20 protein-coding genes are annotated in these 25,597 nt (G+C 36.0%); 8 read left to right on the top strand and 12 right to left on the bottom strand.

Annotation, left to right across the window (positions count from 1 at the left end; translation table 11 throughout):
• Positions 1-548 (bottom strand): tyrosine-type recombinase/integrase (locus ASG01_RS15110; RefSeq protein ID WP_157844207.1); only part of this gene is annotated, 548 nt, incomplete at its 3' end.
• Between the two features lie 260 nt (positions 549-808).
• Here ASG01_RS15110 and ASG01_RS15105 point away from each other — a divergent pair.
• The 8 genes from ASG01_RS15105 to ASG01_RS15070 all read left to right on the top strand — a co-directional run bounded on the left by ASG01_RS15105 (position 809) and on the right by ASG01_RS15070 (position 5,190).
• Entirely contained in the window at positions 809-1,252 is a 444-nt protein-coding gene (locus ASG01_RS15105) for a hypothetical protein (protein ID WP_131725391.1), read from the top strand.
• A 178-nt stretch (positions 1,253-1,430) separates the two neighbouring features.
• Positions 1,431-1,910 carry a CPCC family cysteine-rich protein gene (locus ASG01_RS15100; RefSeq protein ID WP_055865578.1) on the top strand — a complete coding sequence of 160 codons (480 nt, stop codon included), beginning with the start codon at positions 1,431-1,433 and terminating at the stop codon, positions 1,908-1,910.
• 143 nt (positions 1,911-2,053) lie between these two features.
• Positions 2,054-2,848, top strand: a complete 795-nt coding sequence (locus ASG01_RS15095) for a hypothetical protein (RefSeq protein ID WP_055865575.1) — start codon at positions 2,054-2,056, stop codon at positions 2,846-2,848.
• Between the two features lie 153 nt (positions 2,849-3,001).
• A complete protein-coding gene (locus ASG01_RS15090) occupies positions 3,002-3,259 on the top strand; it encodes a hypothetical protein (protein ID WP_055865600.1) in 258 nt (85 codons plus the stop codon).
• Complete coding sequence (locus ASG01_RS15085; RefSeq protein ID WP_055865572.1) at positions 3,252-3,626, top strand: hypothetical protein; 375 nt, start codon at positions 3,252-3,254, stop codon at positions 3,624-3,626. The genes ASG01_RS15090 and ASG01_RS15085 overlap by 8 nt, the downstream gene beginning before the upstream one ends.
• 147 nt (positions 3,627-3,773) lie before the next feature.
• Complete coding sequence (locus tag ASG01_RS15080; protein ID WP_131725390.1) at positions 3,774-4,067, top strand: hypothetical protein; 294 nt, start codon at positions 3,774-3,776, stop codon at positions 4,065-4,067.
• Positions 4,068-4,074: 7 nt separating this feature from the next.
• Positions 4,075-4,332 (top strand): hypothetical protein, encoded by a 258-nt coding sequence (locus ASG01_RS15075; protein ID WP_055865566.1) that lies wholly within the window; start codon positions 4,075-4,077, stop codon positions 4,330-4,332.
• A 165-nt stretch (positions 4,333-4,497) separates the two neighbouring features.
• A complete protein-coding gene (locus ASG01_RS15070; RefSeq protein WP_131725389.1) occupies positions 4,498-5,190 on the top strand; it encodes a hypothetical protein in 693 nt (230 codons plus the stop codon).
• 382 nt (positions 5,191-5,572) lie between these two features.
• On the opposite strand, the gene ASG01_RS15065 is transcribed toward ASG01_RS15070, so the two are convergent.
• The 11 genes from ASG01_RS15065 to ASG01_RS15015 form a co-directional block, all read right to left on the bottom strand.
• Positions 5,573-7,126, bottom strand: a complete 1,554-nt coding sequence (locus ASG01_RS15065; protein ID WP_055865559.1) for a membrane dipeptidase — start codon at positions 7,124-7,126, stop codon at positions 5,573-5,575.
• A 112-nt stretch (positions 7,127-7,238) separates the two neighbouring features.
• Positions 7,239-8,627, bottom strand: coding sequence for a dihydrolipoyl dehydrogenase (gene lpdA, locus ASG01_RS15060; protein WP_055865558.1), 1,389 nt, complete (start codon positions 8,625-8,627; stop codon positions 7,239-7,241).
• 85 nt (positions 8,628-8,712) lie between these two features.
• Positions 8,713-10,023: a PQQ-dependent sugar dehydrogenase gene (locus ASG01_RS15055; protein WP_055865555.1), complete on the bottom strand. Its 1,311-nt coding sequence runs from the start codon at positions 10,021-10,023 to the stop codon at positions 8,713-8,715.
• Between the two features lie 107 nt (positions 10,024-10,130).
• A complete protein-coding gene (locus tag ASG01_RS15050) occupies positions 10,131-12,788 on the bottom strand; it encodes a glycoside hydrolase family 3 N-terminal domain-containing protein (RefSeq protein ID WP_055865552.1) in 2,658 nt (885 codons plus the stop codon).
• The gene (locus ASG01_RS15045) at positions 12,788-14,230 is read right to left on the bottom strand and encodes an alpha-L-fucosidase (protein ID WP_082498399.1); all 1,443 of its coding nucleotides are present in this window, start codon (positions 14,228-14,230) and stop codon (positions 12,788-12,790) included. The genes ASG01_RS15050 and ASG01_RS15045 overlap by 1 nt, the downstream gene beginning before the upstream one ends.
• 317 nt (positions 14,231-14,547) lie before the next feature.
• Complete coding sequence (locus ASG01_RS15040; protein ID WP_117613472.1) at positions 14,548-15,450, bottom strand: TIGR01777 family oxidoreductase; 903 nt, start codon at positions 15,448-15,450, stop codon at positions 14,548-14,550.
• 20 nt (positions 15,451-15,470) lie between these two features.
• Positions 15,471-15,929 (bottom strand): SRPBCC family protein, encoded by a 459-nt coding sequence (locus tag ASG01_RS15035; protein WP_055865596.1) that lies wholly within the window; start codon positions 15,927-15,929, stop codon positions 15,471-15,473.
• Positions 15,930-16,012: 83 nt separating this feature from the next.
• Complete coding sequence (locus tag ASG01_RS15030; protein ID WP_131725388.1) at positions 16,013-16,825, bottom strand: DCC1-like thiol-disulfide oxidoreductase family protein; 813 nt, start codon at positions 16,823-16,825, stop codon at positions 16,013-16,015.
• 583 nt (positions 16,826-17,408) lie between these two features.
• A complete protein-coding gene (locus ASG01_RS15025; RefSeq protein ID WP_055865544.1) occupies positions 17,409-17,912 on the bottom strand; it encodes a GbsR/MarR family transcriptional regulator in 504 nt (167 codons plus the stop codon).
• A 359-nt stretch (positions 17,913-18,271) separates the two neighbouring features.
• Positions 18,272-22,780 carry a TonB-dependent receptor plug domain-containing protein gene (locus ASG01_RS15020; protein ID WP_055865541.1) on the bottom strand — a complete coding sequence of 1,503 codons (4,509 nt, stop codon included), beginning with the start codon at positions 22,778-22,780 and terminating at the stop codon, positions 18,272-18,274.
• Positions 22,781-22,783: 3 nt separating this feature from the next.
• Positions 22,784-25,552 (bottom strand): hypothetical protein, encoded by a 2,769-nt coding sequence (locus ASG01_RS15015; RefSeq protein ID WP_055865538.1) that lies wholly within the window; start codon positions 25,550-25,552, stop codon positions 22,784-22,786.
• Between the last annotated feature and the right edge of the window lie 45 nt (positions 25,553-25,597).

Below are 25,597 nucleotides of genomic sequence, written 5' to 3'. Positions count from 1 at the left end.
TCTTTAGTTTTGATATCAGAGATCTGCAATTCCAACACCTCACTAAGACGCAGACCGCACGAATATATTGTGGTAAGAATAGCTTTATGTTTTAAATTCTCCGTAGCATCCAATACCTGTTTCACCTCTTCACGGGTAAGAAATTTCGGTAATTTATGTTCTTTGCGTTTGGGATAGAGGTGTTTTAAACTGATTTGGCGGTTGAAGATTTCCTTATAAAATTTGGTAATGGTGGCGATCATTGCTTTTTGATACGATTGCCCTATCTTCTTCTTTTCGACAAGCCAGACAATAAAATCTTCAAGTTGCTGTTGGGTTATATCTTCCGGTTTATGTTTGGAAGATAATTTAAGAAAATAGCTGAGATGCGAAGCAAGCCAGACAATAAAATCTTCAAGTTGCTGTTGGGTTATATCTTCCGGTTTATGTTTGGAAGATAATTTAAGAAAATAGCTGAGATGCGAAGCGTAGTTTTTAATGCTTTTGTCGGCATATCTCTGCATTCGGAGGATCATTATGAATTGATCTGTCAGATTTTCATTCATCATATCATTGCGTTTATCCAAAAATATTCAATATTTAATCAACTAACAAACAGAATCTTAAATAAAATATATAAAAGAATAGGCGCAACATNCATTCATCATATCATTGCGTTTATCCAAAAATATTCAATATTTAATCAACTAACAAACAGAATCTTAAATAAAATATATAAAAGAATAGGCGCAACATGATATATTTCGATTGGCGCAATGCGTATATTTGGGTGTTATGGGCAAGGCTAAGACAACACACAACAATCAAAATGACACCTACAAATAAACTAACAATTAAGGACGACAAAGTAATTTATGAGCAAGACCCACAAAATATGTGGATACTTGACATTGATAAAATCAAGTTTATAGGAGAATATACAACCTCGGCTGGACCATTGGCAGACGACTGGTTTTTTGTATTTGCTGACACTCTTGACCAATGGTGGCAAGCACCGACACTTGCACTTGACCACGAACAGTTTTGGAAACAGTTAGGAGAAAAACTTAATTGCGAAATAGCACCTGGACTTTTCGCCTCGACAAATTGGGCGACCAGAGTAATTTACCCGAAATCACTTGAAGGACAAGAGTTATTCGTTGTTGTTAAAGCTGAAGCAAAACCAAAAACATTTTGGCAGAAATTATTTGGTTCAGATGACAATAACGAACATCTTGAATTAACTGACAACGTAAAACAACTTTTCAAATGAAACCAGACGACAAAAGCCCAGCCCATAACACGGGTTTTGCGTCAGGCGGGGTGACGTGCAAACTTGGAGCTTTGTGCTTCTATTCAAGTGTAGTGCTGGTTGACAGTTTTGTGCTCCGAAACCCGCCCGAACGCAAAGCCCGAAAACGTTAGCGGTCAGCTTAAAAGACGACACCGAAATGAAAGAACCTAAAGAACATATTGACAATATTAAAGTACGACGAGACTTTTTTCAGAAAAATTTTGACCTAAAAATTGGTTTACAAAGAACAGATGTAAATAGCGCTGAAGTTTTAAAAAACTCTTGCCCAGTTTGCGGTTATTTGACATTGGACGAAAGAAATGCATTTGATATTTGTGGCATTTGCTTTTGGGAAGACGATGGAATTGATGACTTTGAAGAAAATGAAGAAAGCGGACCAAACCATATGACATTAAAAGAAGGACGATTAATTTTTCAAGAAGCTAAAAGTAAATTATTGAACACAAAATTTAATGACAACAATTTAATAGAAAAATTAAAAAACAGTTTTATTAAACTTGACAATTTCATCAACCAAAACAATTCCACAAATGAAATAATTAAATTACAAAATGAAATACTTGACTTATTGACGAAAAATAAAGTTTATGGAATTGAAAAACTATTCAGCAAATAAAGCCGAACCGCTAACAAGGGTTTTGCAATAGTGGGGCGAAACGGCAAAGTTCAACGGTAGTTCTTCGGTTCAACTTTTGTACAAAATTGAAGATTGGTGCTTCGATTTCCGCCACTTCGCCAAGCTGCAAACCGTTATATGCTATGCTAAAAACGACTATACAAACATTCAACGACCTTGACAAATGGTTGTCCGACAACTTCTATTTTGAAGACGGACACGTATTGGCAATTAAGGAAAATCCACTTGAAATTATTGTTGGTTATAATGTGAAAGCGAACTATAAGGCAAATTCTGAAAGACACATTTTACCTTTCAAAGTCATTCCAAATAAAATTCATGAATGGACTTTTGACAAAGATGTGGTAAATGTCTGTGACGACAATTACATCGAATGTATTGAAGCAAGTGAAGTTGAAAATGGTATTTGCTTAGATTTCTCAACTCCTGCGACTTTTCGACTTGTAGCGGACAGTTTTGAAATTGAAGAACAAGAATTAATAAAAACGACTTTTAAGCCTTGGGCAAGCGAGACAGAAATGTATTTGACAACTGACCTTTCAGAAATTCCAAGACCTGAATTTTGGAAAGAGAAATTAAGTAAATACGGACACGAAATTTTGTTTCGTTATTACGCAGGTGACGAAAGACTACCAGAACAAATTCCGTATCCAGACTATCAAGGTTATTACATACAACTTGCCGACAGAATTAACTCAACACAAGAAGGCATTTTTCTTAAGCATTTAAAAATAGAAAACGGAAAACTGAGTTTGAGTTTTGAAAACAAGGACGAAGAGTTGAAATATGTTTGGAACGACTTAACAATAGTTCTTGCCAACTTTCCAAATGCTAAAATCAATAGCGGAAATTGTGAATTTACAGGCGAAAAATGGAAACAATATTTAATAGACAAATTATTACCAACAAGCGAATGACAACAAGCACAGCATATAACAAGGGTTTTGCAATAGTGGGGCGAAACTGCAAAGTTCAACGTTTATTCTTCGGTTCAACTTTTGTGCAAAATTGAAGATTTGTGCTTCGATTGCCCCACCATCGCAAAGCCCCGAAACGTTATAGCCAATTTTATGAACAAAACACTTAACGACTTTAAAGTAACTGACAGACAAACTTTCATTAAATTTCTTGACTTACTACGCAAGGACTTTTTTGACAATCCTAAAAGCTGGGAGAATAAAACTTTACCTGACTTTTTGGAAGCTCTAAGTGTTTATACAGAAGATATTCAAGGTCATTACGACAATATGAAACTAAATATAAAAGCAGACAAACCAAATTGGTCAACCTTTGCGGACATTTTTAAAGGAGCAAAAATATATGAGTGAATTAAAGAATATTTTCCTGACAATTGTAACTGAAAATCAAACAAAAAAAATAAAAGCTGAGAAATTATCTGAGTTGTTACAAAGTGAATTAGGTAATGATTGGGAAATTTTGACTATTGAAAAATACCACAAATTCGACAATTCATATAAAATAGAATTAAAAACAACCTTAATTGAAAATCGCACAGACAAAGTAAATCATTTAGCAATAAGTTTAACAGACAAACTCTTATCACCTTGGTTATTATACTATGACAAAGATGAAAGTTTCATAGAGTTGATATATAATAAAGATGAAAATGCTAAAATTAGAAAAATCGAGTTTAATGTGATTAAATGGGGACATTTACAAATAACGAAACAATAAAAACTGGCTATAACAAGGGTTTTGCAATAGTGGGGCGAAACTGCAAAGTTCAACGGTAGTTCTTCGGTTCAACATTTGTACAAAATTGAAGATTTTTGCTTCGATTGCCCCACCATCGCAAAGCCCCGAAACGTTATGTGCCATTTTATGAGAAACCGTCCCACAAAAGAAAATCTTAAATTAGAACTTTTAAATATTTTGGAGAATAAAATTTCAACTGCAACAGAATTAATGAGTTTTACAGAACAAATTAAAGACGGAAATCGGGAAAGTAAAGCATCCATTTATTTCGTAGATACAAAAATTCCAAATAAACCGAATTCAGAATGGAAATTCCAAGAAAATTTAGTTTTAGAAAGTAAAATTTATGGGACATTAATCTTAGATATTTTAACCGAAAATAGAATTGGTGGAATTAAATTCCTAAATAACGCTAAATGAAATTATTATGAAACAGAAATTATTGGAAAGAATGAAAGATTGGACAGATGTGGATATTGCAATGCACGAAATAGCATTATGTTTAGAATTGATACCCGAAGATAATTTTCCAAAATACAAACGGTTTTATTGGTCAAATAGTGAGAAAAGCGAACTGCTATCAAATTTATTAAAAGATTTAGTAAAAATTGGCTTTCTTGATATGAATGAAGATGATTATACTTATAAAGTAAATCCCAATTTTGCGTTTGATCGTGAAAAATAAAAACGTCGCATAACAAGGGTTTGGCAATAGCGGGCGGAACGTCATCAATTCACGTTTTGTACTTCGGTAGAAATTTGTATTTTAGTTGAAGGTTTCTGCTTCGAAATGCCCGCCATCGCCAAGCCCCGAAACGTTAGCTGCAATATCACAACAACTCGATTCACAATGAAAGTGAAAATTTTATTTTTATCAATATTTTTGCTCCTAATTGGTTGTAAAGAATACAAATACTCCAAATTGGTAGTAAAAATCGATAATGCAAATAAGAATAGTGGAAATCTTCCTTTAAGTGAATTAGTCATTTATAAAAATGGAATATTCTTTAAGAAAATCATTAACAAAGATGGTCTTTTCTTGGACAGTCCAATAAAATTAGATAGTATAGAGAAAGGAAACTATGAGTTTGAATTTTATAATTTGTTTGGAGAAAAAACTAAAAAACAATTTCAAATAGAAAATAAAAAGAAAATTGATACAATTGCGATTTTTCCTGATGAATTTGCTTTTGAAAAATATTCTAACAAATCAATAATAAAGAATTTGAAAAATAATTCTGTGGAAATTAAATATAATTCTCAAGGATGCTTCCATCAAATATCTGACTCAATAAAAATTTCAAATAAGAATGAAAATTATTTCATTCTACATAAAAATGTAGAAAAGCAAATTGATAAAAAACAACTTGAAAATCTTATAAAATTTGAATCTCAACTCTATGCTATTCCGAGTGATGGTTTATGTACAACTATAGAGAACTACTCAATAAATTTTAATAATGAAACTAAAGAAATTAGAAATGAAAATTGTGTTTGGAGTGGATGGAGTAATTTAGAAGATGAAATATTGAATAAAAAATGATACTGCAGCTAACATTGTATTGGCAAAATGCGGGGTTTAGTTCAAAGTTGAACTTCTATACATTTTTATCCGCCAATATTTTCCAATTCCACATTTTTGTTTAACTTATTTCCATTGAAAAAATATTAGCTACGATTGGTCTGAATTAAACTTTCAGTTAAATTAAGCCAGCACTTCGCCAATACTTTTTCGTCAGGCTGTGAAAAAACGTTACCGAAATGAGAAGTTAGTCGGATACCTGTTGGAGAAAAATTGTATACAGTCGATTCTGAGATGGCTATTTTGAGTTAATTTACAGACCGACCTTGACTACAAGCTCTTTTGAACGGCACGAACGAGATTCCGGTACCAGAAGAATTTGCAAAGAACTTTTATTTATCTTTCACACTTCAAACCGCTTCTTCACAAACCTAAGCCCATTCGAATAGAAAAGATCTTCCATAAACGTGTCGGTGTTCAGTTCGGCGGCCCATTTTTTGGCTTCAGGGAGATCGTTCAGGTAATATTTGAGATTCATGCTGATGTAGGTGCGCACATTTTTCATGCGTTCTACGGTTGGCATATTGATGAAAGGATTGATGAGTCCGTCGAAATCGGTGCCGATGACGATCTGCTTCTGCGCCGTAAGCAAAGGAATGCCGGCATCAACACACACCTGAAAATAATGACGGATGTGATTGAGAATATGATCGTAAAAATATTCGTCGCGCGCATCCATCGCAAGCTCTGTTTTTTCCTCTAAAATTTCCATCGTGAGTCGGTCGTCATCCTTAATCAATTTCCCGATTTCTGAATCTTTAATATTGAACGAAAGCCATTCGGTTTTTGAAAAAAATTCTTTGTCGACAATCCTTTCGGTTCCTGAAATTCCGGTCGGATCGTCATCAAATTTATCCACATAACCCAGAATTCGTCTGTCCATAGAAAGTCCGATCACGCCACCGTTTTTCACGATCCAGACGATTTCTTCATCAAAAAGATTAATGGTAGAAGCATTAAAAGTCGCGGTTTTATCGCTGCATTTTTTGGTGATTTCTAAATAAACAGCACCTGAAAGCGGTTTTTTAAGCTGAATATTTCCTGCCCAGTCTTTGAAGGACATTCCGGTAAAACCTGCGTGCGTACACACCAAAGGTTGAACACTGGTGAATTTTTTAGCGTCGATCTCAGTCATGACGTCTTTGCGCGATTTGTAGCTCATATGTTTTACATCAAGACATATCTTGCGGTCAAAAAATCCCTGTATAACTTTTCTGCCGTCATTCTGCATTCCGTTTCCTGAAGGAAAAAACGCCGTAGAATCGGCAACCTGCATCCCAAAAGCCTGATTGCAGAGACTCGACTGCTGAAGATGCGTGAGATTTATGGCGAGAATTTTTACTTTCTGCTGCACTTTATCCAGATTTGAAAGCACTTCTGCGGGATCGTAGCGGTGCATTTCATCCACAAAATTCGTAGAATCTACCAAACTGTGGCAGCCTTCAATCGTAAAAAAAACATTGACTTTATTTTTCGGTAAAGGATTTTTCAGATTTTCTTTCGTTAAAATATGATAAGATGATGTCGCTTCCAGATATTTCTGCAACGTTCTTTGCATTAAAAAATCGCTGAAAGGTTTGTTTTTATTATCATCAATATCCTTCAGAAGGCTTTCTGAAAGTTTGTACTGAGATGATTTTTTAAGATATTTCCGAAGCGGAATCACGGTTTTGGCGACAAACTTTTCGACACTGTACAACACAGCACCTACGATTACTTCATCATTAAACTCGGCAAGCTGCGCAGGATGCGTCTGCGATTGGATGATATTCGGCAAATCTGAGCAAGCACGCGGGATCGCAGCAACATCATTTTTGTAAATAAAAGAATCGATGTTGGGTTCATCGTTGAAAAGCTGCTTCAAAACAGGATGACAGTGGAAGTCGAAATATCTCATGATTTTAGTTTTTGGTGATAACTAAGGTAGAGATTTTCCACAAAAAAACCACAGAGAATTTCTGTGGTTTTGAATAATATGAATTAAGTTAAAATCTTAATTAATTTTTTTATTATATATGAATCACCTCACCATAAGCCGCTGCCGCAGCTTCCATAATCGCCTCTGAAACCGTTGGGTGCGGGTGAATCGATTTGATGATTTCATGACCTGTGGTTTCCAGTTTTCTTGCTACAACTGCTTCGGCAACCATATCGGTAACGCCTTCACCAATCATGTGACAGCCTAACCATTCACCATATTTAGCATCAAAAATTACTTTCACAAATCCGTCGGTATTTCCGTTTGCTGTTGCTTTTCCGCTGGCAGAAAGAGGGAATTTACCAACTTTGATTTCGTAACCTTTTTCTTTAGCCTGCTTTTCGGTAAGACCGACAGAAGCAACTTCAGGATGACAGTACGTACAGCCGGGAATATTGCCATAGTCGATTTTCTCAACGTGCATTCCTTTAATTTTTTCTACACAGGTAATGCCTTCCGCAGAAGCAACGTGTGCCAAAGCCTGAGTCGGGATTAAATCTCCGATTGCATAATATCCGGGAACTGAAGTTTCATACCATTCATTGACCAAAACTCTTCCTTTATCAGTTTTGATTCCAACTTCCTCCAAACCAATATTTTCGATATTGGCAGCAATTCCTACCGCAGAAAGTAAAATATCTGCTTCAAGAACGATGTTTCCTTTTGCCGTTTTCACGGTAGCTTTTACCCCTTCACCGCTCGTGTCGACACTTTCTACTGAAGCATTGGTCATGATTTCGATGCCGGTTTTCTTTAACGATTTTTCCAGATGTTTTGAAATTTCCTCATCTTCAACCGGAACGATTGTAGGTAAAAACTCTACAATTGTCACTTTGGTTCCCATCGTATTGTAGAAGTCGGCAAACTCTACACCTATGGCGCCAGAACCGACAACAATTAAAGATTTTGGCTGCTCTGGTAGCGTCATTGCCTGTCTGTAACCTATTACTTTTTTGCCGTCCTGTGGAAGATTCGGCAATTCGCGTGATCTTGCACCCGTCGCAATGATGATATGCTGCCCTGCGTATTCTGTATTTTTTCCGTCTTTATCAGTAACGGTTACCTTTTTATCTTTCTGAACTTTCGCCGTACCGAAAATCACATCGATTTTGTTTTTCTTCATCAGAAACTCGATGCCCTTGCTCATTTTTGAAGCCACACCACGGCTTCTCTGGATCACGTTTGGAAACTCAAAACCAGCTTCCACTTTATTTAAACCGTAATCTTCCGCGTGATTGATGTAATGAAAAACCTGAGCAGACTTCAGCAAAGCTTTCGTAGGAATACATCCCCAGTTTAAGCAGATTCCGCCCAAACTTTCTTTCTCAATAATGGCAGTTTTAAAGCCCAGCTGTGCCGCTCTGATCGCAGTGACATATCCACCAGGTCCGCTTCCGATCACAATAATATCGTAGTTCATTCGTATAAAATTTTATGCGAATTTAAGGAAAATAATTGGTTTTAAAATGAAAAAGCAGCCCTGTAAGGCTGCTGTTAGAAAGTGTTTACTTTTTTGTGTACGAGACGCGCCACACAATTCCTGAAGCATCATCTGCAACCAGCAACGAGCCGTCTTTCGTTTGCAAAACGCCAACAGGTCTTCCGTAAACATCTCCTTTTTTAAGATCTGCAATAAATCCTGTAAGAAACGGTTTATGTGAACCTGCTGCTTTTCCATTTTTAAATGGAACAAAAGCAACCTGATACCCTGACAATTCTGAGCGGTTCCAGGATCCGTGCTGACCGATGAACGCACCGTTTTTATACTCTTCCGGAAACTGATTTCCACGATAAAAATCTAAACCTAACGATGCGGTGTGGGCACCAAGCGGAACATCCGGGACAATTGTTTTTGCTACCAAATCTGGTTTCTCCCCTTTTCTTCTGGGATCTTCGTTCTTTCCAAAATAAGCATATGGCCAGCCATAAAAAGCACCTCTTTTTACACTTGTTAAATAATCCGGAACAAGCTCATCGCCCAGTTCATCTCTTTCATTCACAACAGTCCAAAGTTCTCCGGTAATCGGATTCCAGCTCATCCCAACAGGGTTTCTCAAACCTGCAGCATAAATGATCTCGCCAGTTCCGTCAGGATTTACTTCTAAAATATCGGCACGGCGAACTTCTTTATCCATACCGTTTTCGCCGACATTACTTCCGGAACCTACAGAAATATAAATCTTAGACTGATCTTTATTGGCAATTAAATTTCTCGTCCAGTGATTATTGTAACCGCCGGCCGGGAGATTTAAGATTTTCTTGCCAGGCTGCGTGATTTTGAGATCTCCGTTTTTGTAAGGGTACATCCAAAGTCCGTCGGTATTGGCAACGTAAAACTTATCTTTAATAATCAGCATTCCGTACGGCTGATTCAGATTATCAAGAAAAACGGATGATGTTTCCGGCACGCCGTCATTGTTGGCATCGCGGTACAGTAAAATACGGTTCGCAGATTTTCCTCCTACTTCTGCATCACTTTTTCCGCTGATATCATTTTTAATTTTTTCTGTAGCTGTTCTCTCAGAGTTTGAAAGCACTACAAAAATATCTCCATTTGGCGCCTGAATCATATTTCGCGGACTTTTAATATTTTCAGCAAAACGCGTCACCGTAAATCCCGCGGGCGCAACCGGAGTCTTTCCTTCAGGCCAGCCGATAATGTTGCTGAATTTATTTTTAGAAGCTTTTTCATCCGGCGAAGGAAGTTTTAAAGTATCGGTTTTGGTAACTACGTCAGCTTCTGCAGCAGTCTGATTTTTATTTTCTTTACAGCTGAAAAACAGTACAGCGACGGCTGGTAAAAGATATTTTTTCATAAAATATAAGATGTGATGTGTTAGATATATTCTGACGCAAAATTTGCAAAAACCGTTCCCTAAAGAAACCGGTTTTGTATCTTTAAAAATGAAATTTTATCTAACTCTTATTCCACCTCCATATTCTGTTTCAAAGGCAGGTTTTTGGATGAATTTCCAATCATAATTCTGTAAGTTCCCTTTTCTACAATCCAGTTCATTTTTTCATCTAAAAACCGTAATTCTTTTACCGGAACTTCAATTGAAATTTCTTTGGTTTCGCCAGCCTCTAAATATACTTTTTGAAAGCCTTTCAATTCTAAAATCGGTCTTGAAACCGAAGCCAGCATATCTTTTACATACAGCTGAACGACTTCACTTCCTTCTTTCGAACCTGTATTTTTAACTTTTACTTTTGCAATGACAGTCTCGTTTTCTTTAAATTTTAATTTATTTAAATGTAAATCAGAAATTTCGAAACTTGTGTAACTCAATCCAAAACCAAACGGATACAACGGCTCACCACTCAAATCATAATAATCATTTCCTCGTCCTGTCGGATGATGATTGTACGTCAAAGGCAACTGACCTTCTTCCATAGGAAAAGTGACCGGCAATTTCCCTGAAGGATTTTCTGCTCCGAAAAGTACTTTTGCAACCGCATTTCCACCTTCTTCTCCTGGATACCAAATATCCAAAATGGCTCCGACTTTATCTTTCCAATCGGTCGTTTTTATTGCAGAGCCGCCGACTAAAACAACAGTTGTCGGTTTATTTAATTTTGATACTTCATGAATAAATTTTTCCTGATTTCCTGGCAAACTTAATGACGAGCGGTCCTGAAATTCACCTTCATGAATTCCTGCTGTAACGATGATGTAGTCTGCATTTTGAGCTAATCTTAAAGCATCATTAAAATCTTTTTTATAATTATTTAAACCATAATTCCAGATCAGTTCGATATTCGCCTCACCTCTGTTTTCATGGAATTCAACAACGATATCAGACTTTTGACCTTTCACAAAATCTACCTCAACAGTTTTGGTTGAATAACTCAACTTTTCCCAATTGTCGATTATCAATTTTCCATTTAAATACAATCTGAAACCGTCGTTTCCTCTCAAACCTAGCTGATATTTACCGGAATTCGGAGCTTCCAGTTTACCTGTCCAGCGAACGCTGTAATTGTCGGGCTGCAGTTTTTCAGGATTTGGAGAATATAAAGTCCATTTGAAATTGACCTGCTCATCCTGTTTTTCAAACGCGGGATTTCCTTTCAAATCTGAATTGGAAAAATAATTTCCTTTCAAACCTTTCTGATTTTCTGAAGATAAAAATTCTGTGGGAATTGTTGTAAAATTCTTCAAATTCCAGTCAATTCCTTTAGAATACGTAATCTCAACATTTTTATTCCTGACAAAGTTTTTAATTCCATCCAAAATGCTCACTTTCTTATTACCCGGCCCGGAATAACCGCCTAATCTCGCATCAACAGCATCAGTTCCAACAACTAAAATCCTTTTCACATTATTGGAAATCGGGAGCGTCTGATTATTATTCTGAAGCAAAACAAAAGATTCGATGGCTGTTTTTTCGGCTAGTGGTTTGTGATTTAATTTCTTTAATTCAGAAATAGCTGCATCAGAAACGTAAGGATTTTCAAACAAACCCAGCTCAAATTTCGCTCTTAAAACCCTGGATACCGCATCATCAATTCTTTCCTGTGAAATTCTTCCATCCAAAAATGGTGGAATAAACAGTTTATAATGTTGATATTCTGTCTGGAAAATCACATCAAGACCTGCGTTCATCGACTGTGCAGAAGCATCGTCATAATCTTTTGCCGTAAAATGGAGAACATTTGCACCACCAACCGCACTCGCATCACTGATGACAAAACCTTTAAAATTCCAGTCTTTTTTTAATTTTTCGGTCAATAACCAATGATTTGCGGTTGAAGGTCGTCCATCCAACAAATTATATGAAGTCATCACCGAACGGCTTTTGCCCTGCGTGAAAGCTTTTTGAAAAGGAATCAAATGCGTTTCCTCCAAATATCTTTTACTCCAGTGAATTGGATAGGAATCTCTTCCACCCTCACCAACATTGGCTAAAAAATGTTTTGGAGTGGTAATGATTCCCTGATTTTCAAATGAACTGACAAAATTCACACCCATCACAGAAGTCAAAAGCGGATCTTCGCCATACGTTTCTTCTGTCCTTCCCCATCGAACATCACTCGCCAAGTTCACAACCGGCGTCAAGATCTGACGGATTCCTCTTAATCTCGATTCTTTGGCAATAGCCGTCGAAACTTCTTTCATCAGTTCAGGATTGAACGTCGCCGACAAACCAATCGCCTGTGGAAAAGCCGTTGCTCCTTCCCGCATCAATCCGTGTAAAGCCTCATCAAAAGGGATAATCGGAATTCCCAGTCTTGATTCTTCAACAAAATATTTTTGAATGGCATTGATCTTTTTTGCTAATCTTTCTGCACCTTCATTCGCATTGTACTTCAACAACTGTCCGGCAACTCCACCGCCTTGATTTCCTGCGCTCACCTGCAAACCGAAAATTCCGTGCGAATATTGACCTTTCGGAACATTATCCAAATCACCGGGAATCATGAAACACTGCCAGAATTTTTCTTCGGGCGTCATGCGTTTCAGCAGATCCTGAACTCTGGCTTCAATTGGTTGTTTCGGATCTTTGTATAAAGGTTTTTGAGCTGAAATGAATACCGAACTCAGTAATGAAATTCCAATTAATTTTAATTTAAACCTCATTATTGCGTTATTTGAATTACAGTTGCATAGTTCAATTTTTCACGGTCTTCGGGCAATTGAATTTCAATTGAATTGCCTGTTTTTTTCCATTGAATTTTATTTTTTAAACCTAAAACTTTTAATGATTTTGGTTTAAAACTTTCAGGAATAGCAAAGCTTAAAGTTGATGGAGACTGATATTTTGCTTTTTCATCCAGATGAAAAACATTCAGCGTTTTACCGTCTTTGCTTTGGGTATAATAAAAATTTCCGTCGTGATAAGGTGCAACTGTTCTTGTTGTAAAAACCGCAGATTTATTATGATCCATCCAGCCTGAGATTTCTTTCAATCTTTCATAAACGACGGCATCGTAATCGCCATTCGGTCCGGGAGCAATATTCATCAGGTAATTTCCGCCTCTGGAAATTATTTTCACTAAAGTTTCAATGATTTTCTGAGAAGATTTATAATTGTCATTCGGAACATACGAAAACGAATCTCCCATCGTGATACAACTCTCCCAAGGGATTGAAAGTGCGTGTTCAGGAACAGCCTGTTCGGGCGTTACATAATTTTCCCATTTTCCGGGAACGGTGCGGTCTACGATGATAATTCCGGGCTGATTTTTTCGGGCCATTGTTCCGATTTTGTCCATGTCAATATCCTGTTCAACCTTGATGGTTCTTTGCCATTCTACTTTTGGATCGATCGTATTGAATGGACGAACCCAACCTCCGTCTAACCAAAGTATATCGATTTTTCCGTAGTTTGAAGTGATTTCATTGAGTTGATTTAATGTAAAATTTTTGAAACTGTTCCATTTTTCAGGATATTTTTTTGGATCGTAGTTTACATTTCTGTCTTTCGGTGGAAAATACGGCCACCAGTAATCGTCAGAATGCCAATCAGGTTTTGAAAAATAGGCGCCGATTTTAAAACCATCTTTTCTGAAGGTATTAAAAATCTCTTTCGTCACATCCGCTTTCGGATTTTTTGAAAAAGGTGTTTTTGAAGAAGTTACTTTATAGTCTGATTCTTTAGTATCAAACATGGCAAAACCATCGTGGTGCTTGGTAGTGAAAACCACATATTTCATTCCCGCTTTCTTAGTTGCATCTGCCCATTTGTGTGGATTAAACTCAATCGGATTAAAAGTTTTCTGAAGATTTTCGTAGTTTTCTACGTATTCGTTGTATGATTTTCCGTGCTCGGGTTTGCGTTGTGTCCACGATTCGTCTTCCGGGCAAAGGCTCCAGCTTTCGACAATTCCCCACTGGCTGTAGGTTCCCCAATGCATAAACAGTCCGAATTTTAAATCCTGCCAGTCTTCAAGATTCTGAATAACAAGCGGATCAGTTGGCTTTTGATAACCGTCGGAAACGTTGTGAGCCTGTGAAAAATAGGTCAGGGAAATGAACAGTGAGGAAAGAAAGAGTGTTTTAGCTTTTATCTTAAAGGACATTGGTATTAAGTTTTCGCTAAATTACTCTTTCACGGGAAATCTTCTACCACAAAAGGTGTAAAACTTGGCAGATTTAGAATAAACTGATGTTAAGGTTTGAAAGAATTAAATTAAAAATTTTGCCGGAAAGGGCAAACAACCTTGTTTGTAATACAACGGAAATCTTTTTTATTACAAACAATCTGTTTTGAATAAAATGGAATTCCCGGAGAGGACAAACACCGTTGTTTGTAATCAACCGGAAATCTTTTTTATTACAAACAACCCTGTTTTAAATAAAATGGAATTGCAGGAGAGCACAAACACCGTTGTTTGTATTAAAAAGGATTAATCAATTCATGGAAAGCCATTTCTACAGTCGGATACTTGAATGTAAAACCGTTCTGGAGGAGTTTTTCAGGATAAACATTTCGGCTTTTTAACAACAGTTCGGTTTCTGTTCCGAGAAAAATTGATGCGATTTCCAGTTGCCACACTGGCGCATTTAAGCCAAATGGAATTTTCATTTCTTTTCTCAGATTTCGCATAAATTCTTCGTTGGGTAAAGGATTGGGAGCAGTTACATTGATTACTCCAGACATATTTTCGTGATCAATAATATGTTCGATCGCTTTGCAGAAATCGTCGATGTGAATCCAGCTTACGTTTTGGTTTCCTCGTCCCTGTTTTCCGCCTAAGCCTAATTTTGTGATCAATCTTAATTTGGGAAAAGCGCCGCCGTTATTTCCTAAAACGATTGAAGTCCGTAATGCCACTTTTCGCATATTTTCACTATTAAAAGTAAAAAATTCTTTCTCCCAGCTTTTACAGATATTCATTGAAAAATCGTCGCCAATAATTCCGTTTTCTTCTGTGTTTAATTGTGTTTCTGAGTGAGTGTAAATTGTTGCTGAACTTGAATTTAACCAAACTTTCGGTTTATTGACACATTGATCAACAGCTTGTTGAAGAACTTTTGTACTGTCGATTCTTGAAGCGTAAATTTCCTTTTTGTTTTTCTCGGTATATCGACAATCGACTGATTTTCCTGTGAGATTAATTAAAACATCCGCGTTTTCAAGCGAATTTTTCCAGTCGCCCAGAGTTTTGGCATCCCAACGAATTTCGTTTTTACGTTTCGGATTTCTTGTTAAAATATAAACTTCATTTCCTTGATCGGTAAAATATTTTTCAAGGTTTTTCCCTAGGAATCCGGTTCCGGCAGCGATGATTATTTTCATTTGGGTGGTATTTGTTTGTTTTAAATTATACATCGCTCAGCAGTCGACTTGATCAGACTGTTTCTTGCGAGCAAAAAGTTCTGCATATAGTTTTTCAGAAATAATGTATTGAAAATTTTTCCGATGATTCCAAACGGAGATTCGAATTCTAAAACATCGGTCATCACCGTTTTTTTGCCTTCCTGTCTGAATAGATGCTGATGCTTAAAAGATTTAAAAGTTCCTTTCATCATGATATCTGTAAAATGATATGGCTTTATCATCGCAGTAATTTGTGAGGTGTGGGTTTGCAAAAATCCTAAATGTTTTGCTTTCCAGGTTACCGTTTCACCCAATTCAATCAACCCGGAAGTTCTTCCGGCAATTGCTTTTTCGCCTGTTTTGTACGTAGATTTTTCGTGGAGACCGATGTCTCTTGACAGATCGAAAACCGTTTGTATGTCGGCATTGATGATCGTGGTTAAATGAATTTTGGACATTTTATTTATGTTTGTTTTTATGGTGACAGGATTACATCCTATCCTGTTGTAAATCGTCCCGTTGGGTTTCTCTCTCCATTTTTTTAATAATTTAACCAAATAATTATTCCTAAAACTGTCATTCTGAAAATCATCCAAGAAATGGTCGGAAGGAGATTTAATTGTAAGATTTTACATCTTCTCAAATGTTCTAAAAACATGATAACAACGACAATTCCGAAATAAATTATTGGTGATATTGAATTGAGATTTAAAAATAAACCCGGAATTAAAAGTAATGTTCCAATCAAAGAAACCGTCATCATATTTCCCAGATAATCCCAAAGTTTCCCTTTTAAATAAAGCTTTAAAAATAAAGTTTGCCAGATAATCTGACCTAAACAAATGGCAAATTCACGTGTGAAATTCGGGTTTATATCTAAGCCTGATTTAGAAGTAAAAATACTTAAAACATAAGAAGAAAACAGCACAACAAAACCGATATAAGCCAATCTGTATTTTAAATTGAAATCCGGAATACATGCTGCAGCCGAACTTCCGTTAGCGGAAGGAATGATCTGTTTTCGGTTGTAAGAGATGAAAGAATATAGCTTTTTGAAAAACCAGTATAATGGTTTTATTCTAGCTATTTTCTCTAATAATGGAAATGAAGTTCCGATAATGATAAGCAAACTGTCTAAACCGTAAATGACTTTATTTTTAGTGTGATCAACCAATGCGATTTCGTTTTTTGCACGGTTGAAATCGATAAGATTTTTATTTTTAAAACTCAGTTCTGTAAAAGCTTCTCTTCCACTACCGTCCAACATTCCTGATTTTATGAAACGTTGTGAATAGATATTACACATTGGGCATTCGTTGTCGTAGATAAGGGTGTGGTTTTTAAGTGTTTTCATCTTTTTAGTTTTTAAAATAACTGTCTTTTCGTTTTTCCTCCGAAGTAAAAAATGAGGAACAGATGAATGATTAAATTTTTCATGATTATACTATTTAGAATAGTTTCGAAAGTTTATTTGAAATAAAAAAGGATATGTATTTCTACTGACATTTTTTACTGACATATAACCCGTACAAGACGTAATAAATATTAAGTAATGAGCCTGCAACAAAGGTGAAATATATACTAAAATTATTATCAGAATATGCCGTAAGCCTAATTACTAAAATCACTATGAAGAAAAATGTTAGAACTCCAAAAAAATAATATCTGTGAAATATGCTGGCAACAGTACAGATTCTGATCAAAAACCCTAGGAGATTTGAAATTCCGATGAAGAAAAGCGCTATAAAAATAGCTCCTTTATCACCCTCACTTATATATTGAATTAAACAATAAATAAGACCTGCTAAGCTTATTAATGTTTGAATTACAGCTTCTGTTTTCAATACATTCGATTTCATAAAATCATCTTTTAATTATTATATTTTCAGTAATTTTTGAAAGTTTGATAGAAATAAAAAAGGATTTTGATATCCTTTCTATTTTAGTAAATTGGTAATCTTTCCGACCAGCCAGTGATCATCACTTTTAATCGCAAGATCCATAATATTGTTGATTTTGCTGGTGACATTGCTGAAATCTTCCATCAGTTTGATAAATTCTTTAGCTTCAGCAGAATCATTGTCTTCAATATTTTTCAGTTCTTCCAAAAATGCTACGACAGGTTCTATTTCACGTTTCCTACGTTCTTTTGTGATTTGTTTAAACAGAAACCAAACATCTTTTTCCGCAATGAAATATTCTTTTCTGTCGCCTTTGATGAATTCTTTTTTCACAATTCCCCAATCCATCAACGCACGGAGGTTCATATTGGCGTTGCCCCTTGAAATTTCCAAAAGCTCCATCACCTCATCGGTGGAAAGTGGTTTTCCGTTGGCCAGAAGCAAAGCGTGGACTTGCGCCATCGTCCGGTTGATTCCCCAACTCGTTGCGAATGTTCCCCAAGTCTGAATGTATTTTTCTTTGGCTTCTGAAAGTTTCATTTTACTTTTATTTAATTTCTATTACAAATATAATAATAGTTTTTGAATTTTCAATAATTTTTGAAAGTTTGTTTTAGAATAATTTTTTTACTTGTGAAAATTACTTTCGTTTATGCTTAATTTAACGCAAAGTGATACAAAAAATCTAAAATTTTGATTGTTTTATAAGTTATACCAGGGCGTAAACTTAACAGAGAAATATAAAGTTCTCAGTCATGACAGATTATAGCCAATTGGAAATTCTAAACGTAATTTTTGATAACAATGATTGGCTATTTAAATTTTTGGCTAAAGCCATTGCGGATTGTAATAGAGAAAGCGGGCTGAAGCCCTCTCCTATTGATTCAAAAAAATATTTTTTACGGTTCAATCTTCGCTTTAATCCCCTCCATCCAAAACTTGGCTTCCGGCATGTAATAAAGATAGACATTACTTGCTTTCCCTGTGTATTCTCCGGCAAATTCTACTTTTAAATCTAAATTAATTGTTTTCGTTTCATTCGCATCAAAGTGCTCCCAATACAAAACCAGATAGTTATCAAATATTTCGTAATAAGAAACCTGCTTTTTATCGACCATATCTTTCAACAAAGCGTTTTGTAGAGTCAGACCTGCAGGAATTCCGATTTTTGCGGTGGTCATAGGTAAATCACCGTTGATTTTATTTTTTACAGTGACTGTCATTCTGTTGGTCTCTCCCACTTTTGAAAGTTCAGATTTTAGCTGAATATCTAAACTTACCGGAATATCCCCGCTTTTCGGAGGTTCTAAAGTGTAGTATTGGTAATCTAACTTAAACGGTAAACCTTTTTTGCTCCGGTATTCAACAGTAAGGTCATTGTCTCCTTTCCTGAATGCAGTTGAAAAGCTGATATTTTTGTCTGAAACAACAGCGCCATTTACTTTAACGGTCGGTTTATCGGTTCCGAACAGTTTTTCATTTTTGGTAAAGAAACCGGAGAGTGATTCCAAAGCCAAGGCGGTTGCCTGAGTTGAGCCAAATCCGTAATAGCCGTTGTAGTTTATTAATTCGTCTGCAGCATCGGCAATTTTCAATTGATTTGCTGATTCGCTTTTTTGCAACGCCATGATATACAAGGAAAGCGTTTCCGCATTGGCAGAAATCCCTCCGGATCCTGTAAATGTGGTTTTGCTTTTGATATTTTTCGATTCGTACTGTTGGTTTAAAATGGTAATCAAAGCATTATAATCCTCAGTTTTATCTAAATTTTTTGCCGTATTTGCCATTAATGCCAACTGATAGGAATCTTTGGTTGCCAAAACTCTTTTCAGACTGTAGTCATAGTTTTGAAGCAGTTCATTTTTAAATCCAAGTTTCGACAAAGCGTACAGAACATACATGTTTCTCGACCACGAATATTCTGAATACTGAGATTTAAATTCATACCCTTTTCTCACTTCAAATAAACCGTTTGCACCTTTTTTAGATAAGATAAATGAAGTGAGATTCTGAATCAATTTTGCATCAACATTCACATATTTCTTTAAATCTCTGAATTCCTGCAAGGCGAAAGCAGACAGAGCGACATCAGATTCGCTTCCTCCGAAATAAGAAAAGCCGCCATCCTGATTTTTATAGGAAATCATTTTCGAGTAACCTTTTCTCAGATTTCTGATGACCGTGGATTCTGTATTAGCATCAATTTTTTTCGTCGATTTTAAATAATCAAGGATAAAAATATTGGGATAAACCGTTGAAGAAAGCTGCTCAAAACAGCCGTAAGGTTCTTTTTTCAGCCTTTCCAGATCTTCAAACATTTGCAATGCAGAATTTTGATACACATAATACGATGAAAGGAAACTTCCGTTGATATATTCAGGAACATTAATTTTAAAAGTTTCATTTTTATTGTTGACAATCGAAAAATAATGCGGAAAACCTTTTTCATCCACTTTCAACGGTAAAATCACCGTTTCTCTGAATTCTCCGGATTTCACTGCGAACTGAATATTAGAATTAATCAGTTTATCCGTCTGCATCGTCAAAAATAATCTTCCGGATTCCAAAGGTTTTAGTGTAATCAAACTGTCAGCTTTAATCAGTTTAATATGATTCGGAACAATGACATTCAGTGTCAAAGTTTTCGTTTCCGCTGAATTATTTTTGATCACTACCGGAATTGTCAATTTATCAGTTCTCGTGAGATATTGTGGAATTTTAGCATCAATCGAAATCAAACTTTGGGCTGAATATGTGGTTTCATCTCTTCCAATCAAGCCTTTTGCAGAAATTCCTTCAGTCATAATTCTGAACGCTGAATTGGCATCAGACTGATAAAATTCTATCTGAGCTTTTCCGTTTTTGTCGGTTTCTACGATTGGATTCCAGTATAAAGCTTCACGGTAATCATGGCGGTAACTTGTATTGGTGGTTTTGTATTCGGGATAGGCAAAATTTCGGCTGTATGCGTAGTTTGTGAGACTGTCTCGCAGAATATTTTGAATGGTATATGGAGATTTTGGGGTAATATCAAACTTCAGATGAGAGTTTTGATATTTTTTTGAGTTTACAATTACAACTCCCGACATTCCACTGCTTCCATACAATGATGTCGCTGCTACGTCTTTCAATATTGAAATATCGTTGATGTTTTTTGGATTCAAAGTTTTCAGTTCAGCAGAATTGGAGACGACACCATCAATAATATACAAAGGTTCATTTTGACTTCCAATTGTTGCTGCTCCACGAATAACGATTGAGTTCGAGGAAAGTCCAGGAACAGCAGATTCAGTAATTCTTACGCCAGATGCCTTTCCCGCTATTGCAGAAATTACGTTAGTAGAATTTATCTCGTCAGACCAGACAGTTTGAACTGCCGACGTTAAATTGTTATTTCTATTTATTGCCCCGACAACAATAACCTCTTCTACACTCATTTCAGTATTACTATTAACACTTGGAAGCGTTTTTATAATTTCTTCGATTCCCTGAGAAATTGAAATCTTCTTTTCTTTAACCTCAGCGTCTTTGATAATCTCTTCAACGTCAATATTTTTCAGAATTTGTTTTTCCAAAGGATTGATCTGAAGTTTATAGGATAAAAATCTGATTTTCACTTCTTTTTTTGGCTGCAAGGCCTTTGCAATCACTCTGTTTCCCTCTCCAGCATTAAGGTCTGAGAAGTAAAATAATCCATTGTCTGATGTAATTTGTTTTTTAAGGGATTTACCACTAAAAAGGTACACTTCTGCCGCAACAGGTTTTTTGTTTTCATCTTCTACGATTCCGTAGATCGGGTTTTTCTTTTCGGGAAGGTATTTGTATTTGCCGGATTTTACTACTTCCGGTATCATTTCAAAATACCGATAACCGTTCGTCAGCATCACCAAATCTAAACTTTTCGTTGCTTTCTCTTCTTTTTTATCAAAATAAAACTGTGGTCTTTCAATTTTACCTTTCAATTCAGAATCCATCAAAAGCCATGACTGGATGTGATTTTGCTTATCATCAGCATACGTCCATAATTTGTCATCAACAACGCTTACAGCAAGGTTTGCAGGAATGGGTTGGTTATTTTCGTCGGTTGTTTCAATATTGACCACAGCTTTTTCTCTCGGCGAATAATTCTTTTTTACCGGAGTTACTTTCACCTTCATTTGTTTATTTTCATTGGCGAAAACAATTCTTTCTGCCAATGGAATATTATTTTCTGAAACCGTAAATCTGCAAATCCCAATCGGAAGTTCCTTTTCTGAAATTTCAATTTGATTTAAACCTTTTTTTAAACTTAAATTTTTAGAATAAACCTCCTTCTCACGAAAATTTCCTGAGATTAAAACATTTCTTTCTGAAGTTGAATTGATGCTTAAGCTGATGATTTGATTTTCTTTTTTAAGATTTAAAACAATTCCATCATTTTTCGCTGTCGGTAATGGATAAATCTGAACGATATTTTCCGGTTTCAAAACTTTTGCATAATAAATTTCTCCTTTTTTTGGAGTAAAAACAAAACTTCCCATCCCAAAATTAAAGGTTGAAACTTCCGTTATTTTCTGATGATTCTGATTGTAAATTCCCAAAACTGCATCTACCGGTTTTTCAAATTCATCCAAAACTTTAAAAGCAACATTCTGCTCAATTCCGTTGATGAAGGTTCCGCCCTCAGGCATGAATTTTAAATCCAGATTATTCAAAACAATCGGAATATTTCTCGAAATTGATTCTGTAAAACCATCAAAGTCTACTTTAATATTCAACAAAGCATCAGAAGATTTTAAAACATCCGGAAGCTTAAATTTCAGCAGATATTTCCCTTCTTTATCGGTAATCAAAGTGCCTTCATTAATTTTTTCACCCTGATGCATTACCGTAAAAGCCGCTTCATAAAAGGGAATCGGAAGATTGCTCAGACTTCGCATTGAGAAATCAGCCAGAACCTCATCGCCTGCGCCGTACCCTTTTTTAGGAAAATCAAGTTTCATTAAAATTCTTGGCGAAACAATTTTCTGAAGTGTAAGTTCTTTTTCAAATACATTTTTTCCTGCTTCATTCTGCATCCAGTCGGTGTAGGCTCTGATCTTGTAAATTCCACCTTTCATGTCATTTCCGAAGTAATAATAACCTTCGGCATGACCGTTTGTAATTTCGTACTTATCTTTTTTAACTACCGTTCCGCTGGGATCTGTCAACTCAAAATTCACCACCATGGACTGATCTGCAGGAAGTTGATTCTCAGCCTGAACGACATATATTTTAAAATACATTTCCTCACCAGGTTTGTAAAAAACATGATTGGTCTGAATGTACGTTTTTTCTTTTTTGAAGTCGCTGAATTTCTGCTGAGCATTCAATTGAAAGCTCAATAAAAGAATCAGAAAGGAAATATGAAGTGTAAATCTGCTTTTCATAATTTAAAATTGAAATGAAACCAAGCATCCGAAACTTTTGTACGACGGAAGATTGAAAAAATCCAGACCACGACCGCTGTCCAGATCATAAAAATTCTGGCTTGGGTCAACACCTGAATTGGCCTGCCACAGCAGGATATTATTAACAAACAAAGAAACTCCCAGACTTCGTCTGAAATTTCCGACATCAAATTTTGCTCCCAGCGAAACCGAATTGATTCTTACATAATCTGCATTTTGCACATAGCTTTCAGCAACGCCTGTGTAACCATATCTCGTCCAGCGGTTTTCAAAAACGGATAGATTGGGATCGTAGAAATCAACCGGAGTCTGATTAATAGTTCCGTTCGCATGAACTCCCGAAAAAACATAATTTTTAAGATTTCTGTCATCGCCCGAGGTCTTTGATCGACCGTAATAATCGAGTACAGCCTGAGTTCCGTTCCAAAGTTGCCCGCCTTTTTTCCATTCCCAGTTGATGTCGAGCGTGAACATTTTATAGTTGAAAGTATGAGTAAATTTCATCACAAAATCCGGCGTAGGATCTGCGATTATTTTTTTGCTGTCTGATGCTACCGGAAATCCAAAATCATCAATAAGGGTTTTTCCGGCAGCATTCGTTTCATAATAATTCCCGACAACAGCACCCAAAACCTCGCCTTCAGTCAATGTCTTGTAAACATCCTGAAAACCTGCAACAGCGAGATTATTGTATCCTGAAGCAACCTTATCAACGACATCCCGATATTTATAAAATGAAGCACGGTTCGTCATTGTTAAATCTTTTGCGATCCTGAAATTCTCGTGAGAAGCATTCAGTTCAACGCCGCTGTACGTGTGATCTGCGAGATTTTTCAGTAACAAACTGCCATTTTCAAACACCGGAAAAAGATCATTTGTAATTTTTTTGGAAAAATATTCAGCTCCGAAATTGAATCTGCTGTAGATATTGAAATTAAATCCTGCTTTGGATTCTGCAATATCGACCGTTGAGATATTTTTATAACTTTCAACCTCCCGTACCGGAAAATACTGACTTGCGTTTTGAGCCAGAAACTGCGTGGTTGCGTATGATGAAAACGAGCTGGTAATATCCGGTTCCGAACTCTGTGTAGTGTAAGCACCAAAAAATTTCAGACGCGTGCCTCTCCAGTCGAAAATATTGTTGAACTGAAGATAGCCATTGGCTTTTGGAAGCCAGAATTTATTATTCAGAGAAGTATTTGATACGTAAAATGAGTTTCCAAGATTTACTCCAAATTCAAAATCACCGTTATCAAATTTAAGATCGTAATTAAAGATATAATCCTGCGAACTTCTTTGGTAAAGGTATTTTCGGTTTTGCGAACTGTGAAAAACATCAGATTTTCTTTCATTTAAAATAAAATTCAGATTGAATGTACTTCTAAAATCATAGTCGCCAAAAGAGTAATTGGCAGAAATATTGGCATTGTACAGGTCATTTTTCTGAAGCCTTTCATTCATCAAACCATCTGGAAAACCGTTGGTAGTAGGTTTGTAGATATCAAAATTACTGAACTTGTCATTTTCGTAAGTCTGATTGATGTTAAAATTAAATTCATCAAATATTCTGGAAATATTAAAGCTGTACTTTTTCTGATTGGAAAGGAAATTATACCTGTTGTTCTGCGCAAAAAGAAATTCCGGATTATCGCCCAGCTGGCTGTAACTTCTCTGCTGACCATTATTAAGAAAACCTCCCTGCTGATTTGAAAACGAAACCGGCGTTAACAGAGATTCCTGGTAGGCACGGTTAAAAAGTGCCGCCCGATTGGTATTAGTGGCTTTTGTTTCATCAAAATCAAAAAGTGCCTGAATTTTAAATTTCAAAACATTCGCATTGAGTTTAGCCTTAAATGTATTGTTGATGTCATACTGACTGATAAAATAGGTTTGATTTTTATGCTGTCCCATATCCAAAGAAAGACGGACTTTTTCATTGTAATCTTCGGATTTTATGAAAGCATTAACCTGCAGTTGATTGTGAAAACCTACGGTCGTAGAAAACAAAGAATTATCATACGGTTTCGCAGAATTCATTCCTCCTGAAACAGGAATTAACTGACCGTTGACATCGTAATCATAAGGCAGAAAACTGTAGGCAAGTGTAGAAATATCCGGTCCGTAGCTGAATATTTCGTTGGTCTCCGAACCCCGCCAGATGAGATTTCCGTTCTGAGATCTCCCCTGCACATATCTGTTTTGAGTCTGTGGAATAGAATTTCGGTTTCTTACCTCAAAAGAAGTGTTAAAACTTCCGTTGATGCTGAGTTTATTCTGTTCCTGCTTTTTTATTTTTAATGTATCGCCGTTCTTCTGTTTCAGTTTTCGGATTTTGTAAAAGTAAGAATCAGAGTTTTTTGAAAGATAATAATCCGGCTTGGAAATGCTGTACTCATCTGACTTCGGTTTTGTAATCAGACTGTCGTAATCTAAAGATTTTACAGCTTCAACTGATTTTCTTGGAATACGGCTTTCCAGAATATATTTCAGTTCCTGAACTCCGTAAACAATCTGAATATTCTTACCATTATTCCACACCAAGGTATCGTAAACCTGTGCAGGAATAATAGCAAAACCTTCCGCATCGGTTTCCTCGTAAACACCTGTATTTTTATTAAAAACTTTAAGAAAAGCTTTAGGTTTCTTGTGTTTATCTAAAAAATTTCCGGAATAATACTGCTGTGAATTCTGAGCAAACAAAAACGTTGTCGCTATGAAAGGCAGAAACAGATAGATTTTTTTCATCATGAATAATATGTCTAAAAATAGAGAGAAAAAAAAGAAATCTCCGCA

Origin of the sequence: Chryseobacterium sp. Leaf180, from assembly GCF_001424585.1 — a bacterium.
GTDB lineage: Bacteria > Bacteroidota > Bacteroidia > Flavobacteriales > Weeksellaceae > Chryseobacterium.
The sequence above is the reverse complement of the archived record's forward strand: the minus strand, read 5'-3'. Positions and strand labels throughout refer to the sequence as shown.

Bases quoted from the DNA above. Each gene is read 5' to 3' on its own strand.
- ASG01_RS15105 (WP_131725391.1), top strand. From the start codon at position 809: ATGACACCTACAAATAAACTAACAATTAAGGACGACAAAGTAATTTAT.
- ASG01_RS15100 (WP_055865578.1), top strand. From the start codon at position 1,431: ATGAAAGAACCTAAAGAACATATTGACAATATTAAAGTACGACGAGAC.
- ASG01_RS15095 (WP_055865575.1), top strand. From the start codon at position 2,054: ATGCTAAAAACGACTATACAAACATTCAACGACCTTGACAAATGGTTG.
- ASG01_RS15090 (WP_055865600.1), top strand. From the start codon at position 3,002: ATGAACAAAACACTTAACGACTTTAAAGTAACTGACAGACAAACTTTC.
- ASG01_RS15085 (WP_055865572.1), top strand. From the start codon at position 3,252: ATGAGTGAATTAAAGAATATTTTCCTGACAATTGTAACTGAAAATCAA.
- ASG01_RS15080 (WP_131725390.1), top strand. From the start codon at position 3,774: ATGAGAAACCGTCCCACAAAAGAAAATCTTAAATTAGAACTTTTAAAT.
- ASG01_RS15075 (WP_055865566.1), top strand. From the start codon at position 4,075: ATGAAACAGAAATTATTGGAAAGAATGAAAGATTGGACAGATGTGGAT.
- ASG01_RS15070 (WP_131725389.1), top strand. From the start codon at position 4,498: ATGAAAGTGAAAATTTTATTTTTATCAATATTTTTGCTCCTAATTGGT.
- ASG01_RS15065 (WP_055865559.1), bottom strand. From the start codon at position 7,126: ATGAGATATTTCGACTTCCACTGTCATCCTGTTTTGAAGCAGCTTTTC.
- lpdA (WP_055865558.1), bottom strand. From the start codon at position 8,627: ATGAACTACGATATTATTGTGATCGGAAGCGGACCTGGTGGATATGTC.
- ASG01_RS15055 (WP_055865555.1), bottom strand. From the start codon at position 10,023: ATGAAAAAATATCTTTTACCAGCCGTCGCTGTACTGTTTTTCAGCTGT.
- ASG01_RS15050 (WP_055865552.1), bottom strand. From the start codon at position 12,788: ATGAGGTTTAAATTAAAATTAATTGGAATTTCATTACTGAGTTCGGTA.
- ASG01_RS15045 (WP_082498399.1), bottom strand. From the start codon at position 14,230: ATGTCCTTTAAGATAAAAGCTAAAACACTCTTTCTTTCCTCACTGTTC.
- ASG01_RS15040 (WP_117613472.1), bottom strand. From the start codon at position 15,450: ATGAAAATAATCATCGCTGCCGGAACCGGATTCCTAGGGAAAAACCTT.
- ASG01_RS15035 (WP_055865596.1), bottom strand. From the start codon at position 15,929: ATGTCCAAAATTCATTTAACCACGATCATCAATGCCGACATACAAACG.
- ASG01_RS15030 (WP_131725388.1), bottom strand. From the start codon at position 16,825: ATGAAAACACTTAAAAACCACACCCTTATCTACGACAACGAATGCCCA.
- ASG01_RS15025 (WP_055865544.1), bottom strand. From the start codon at position 17,912: ATGAAACTTTCAGAAGCCAAAGAAAAATACATTCAGACTTGGGGAACA.
- ASG01_RS15020 (WP_055865541.1), bottom strand. From the start codon at position 22,780: ATGAAAAGCAGATTTACACTTCATATTTCCTTTCTGATTCTTTTATTG.
- ASG01_RS15015 (WP_055865538.1), bottom strand. From the start codon at position 25,552: ATGATGAAAAAAATCTATCTGTTTCTGCCTTTCATAGCGACAACGTTT.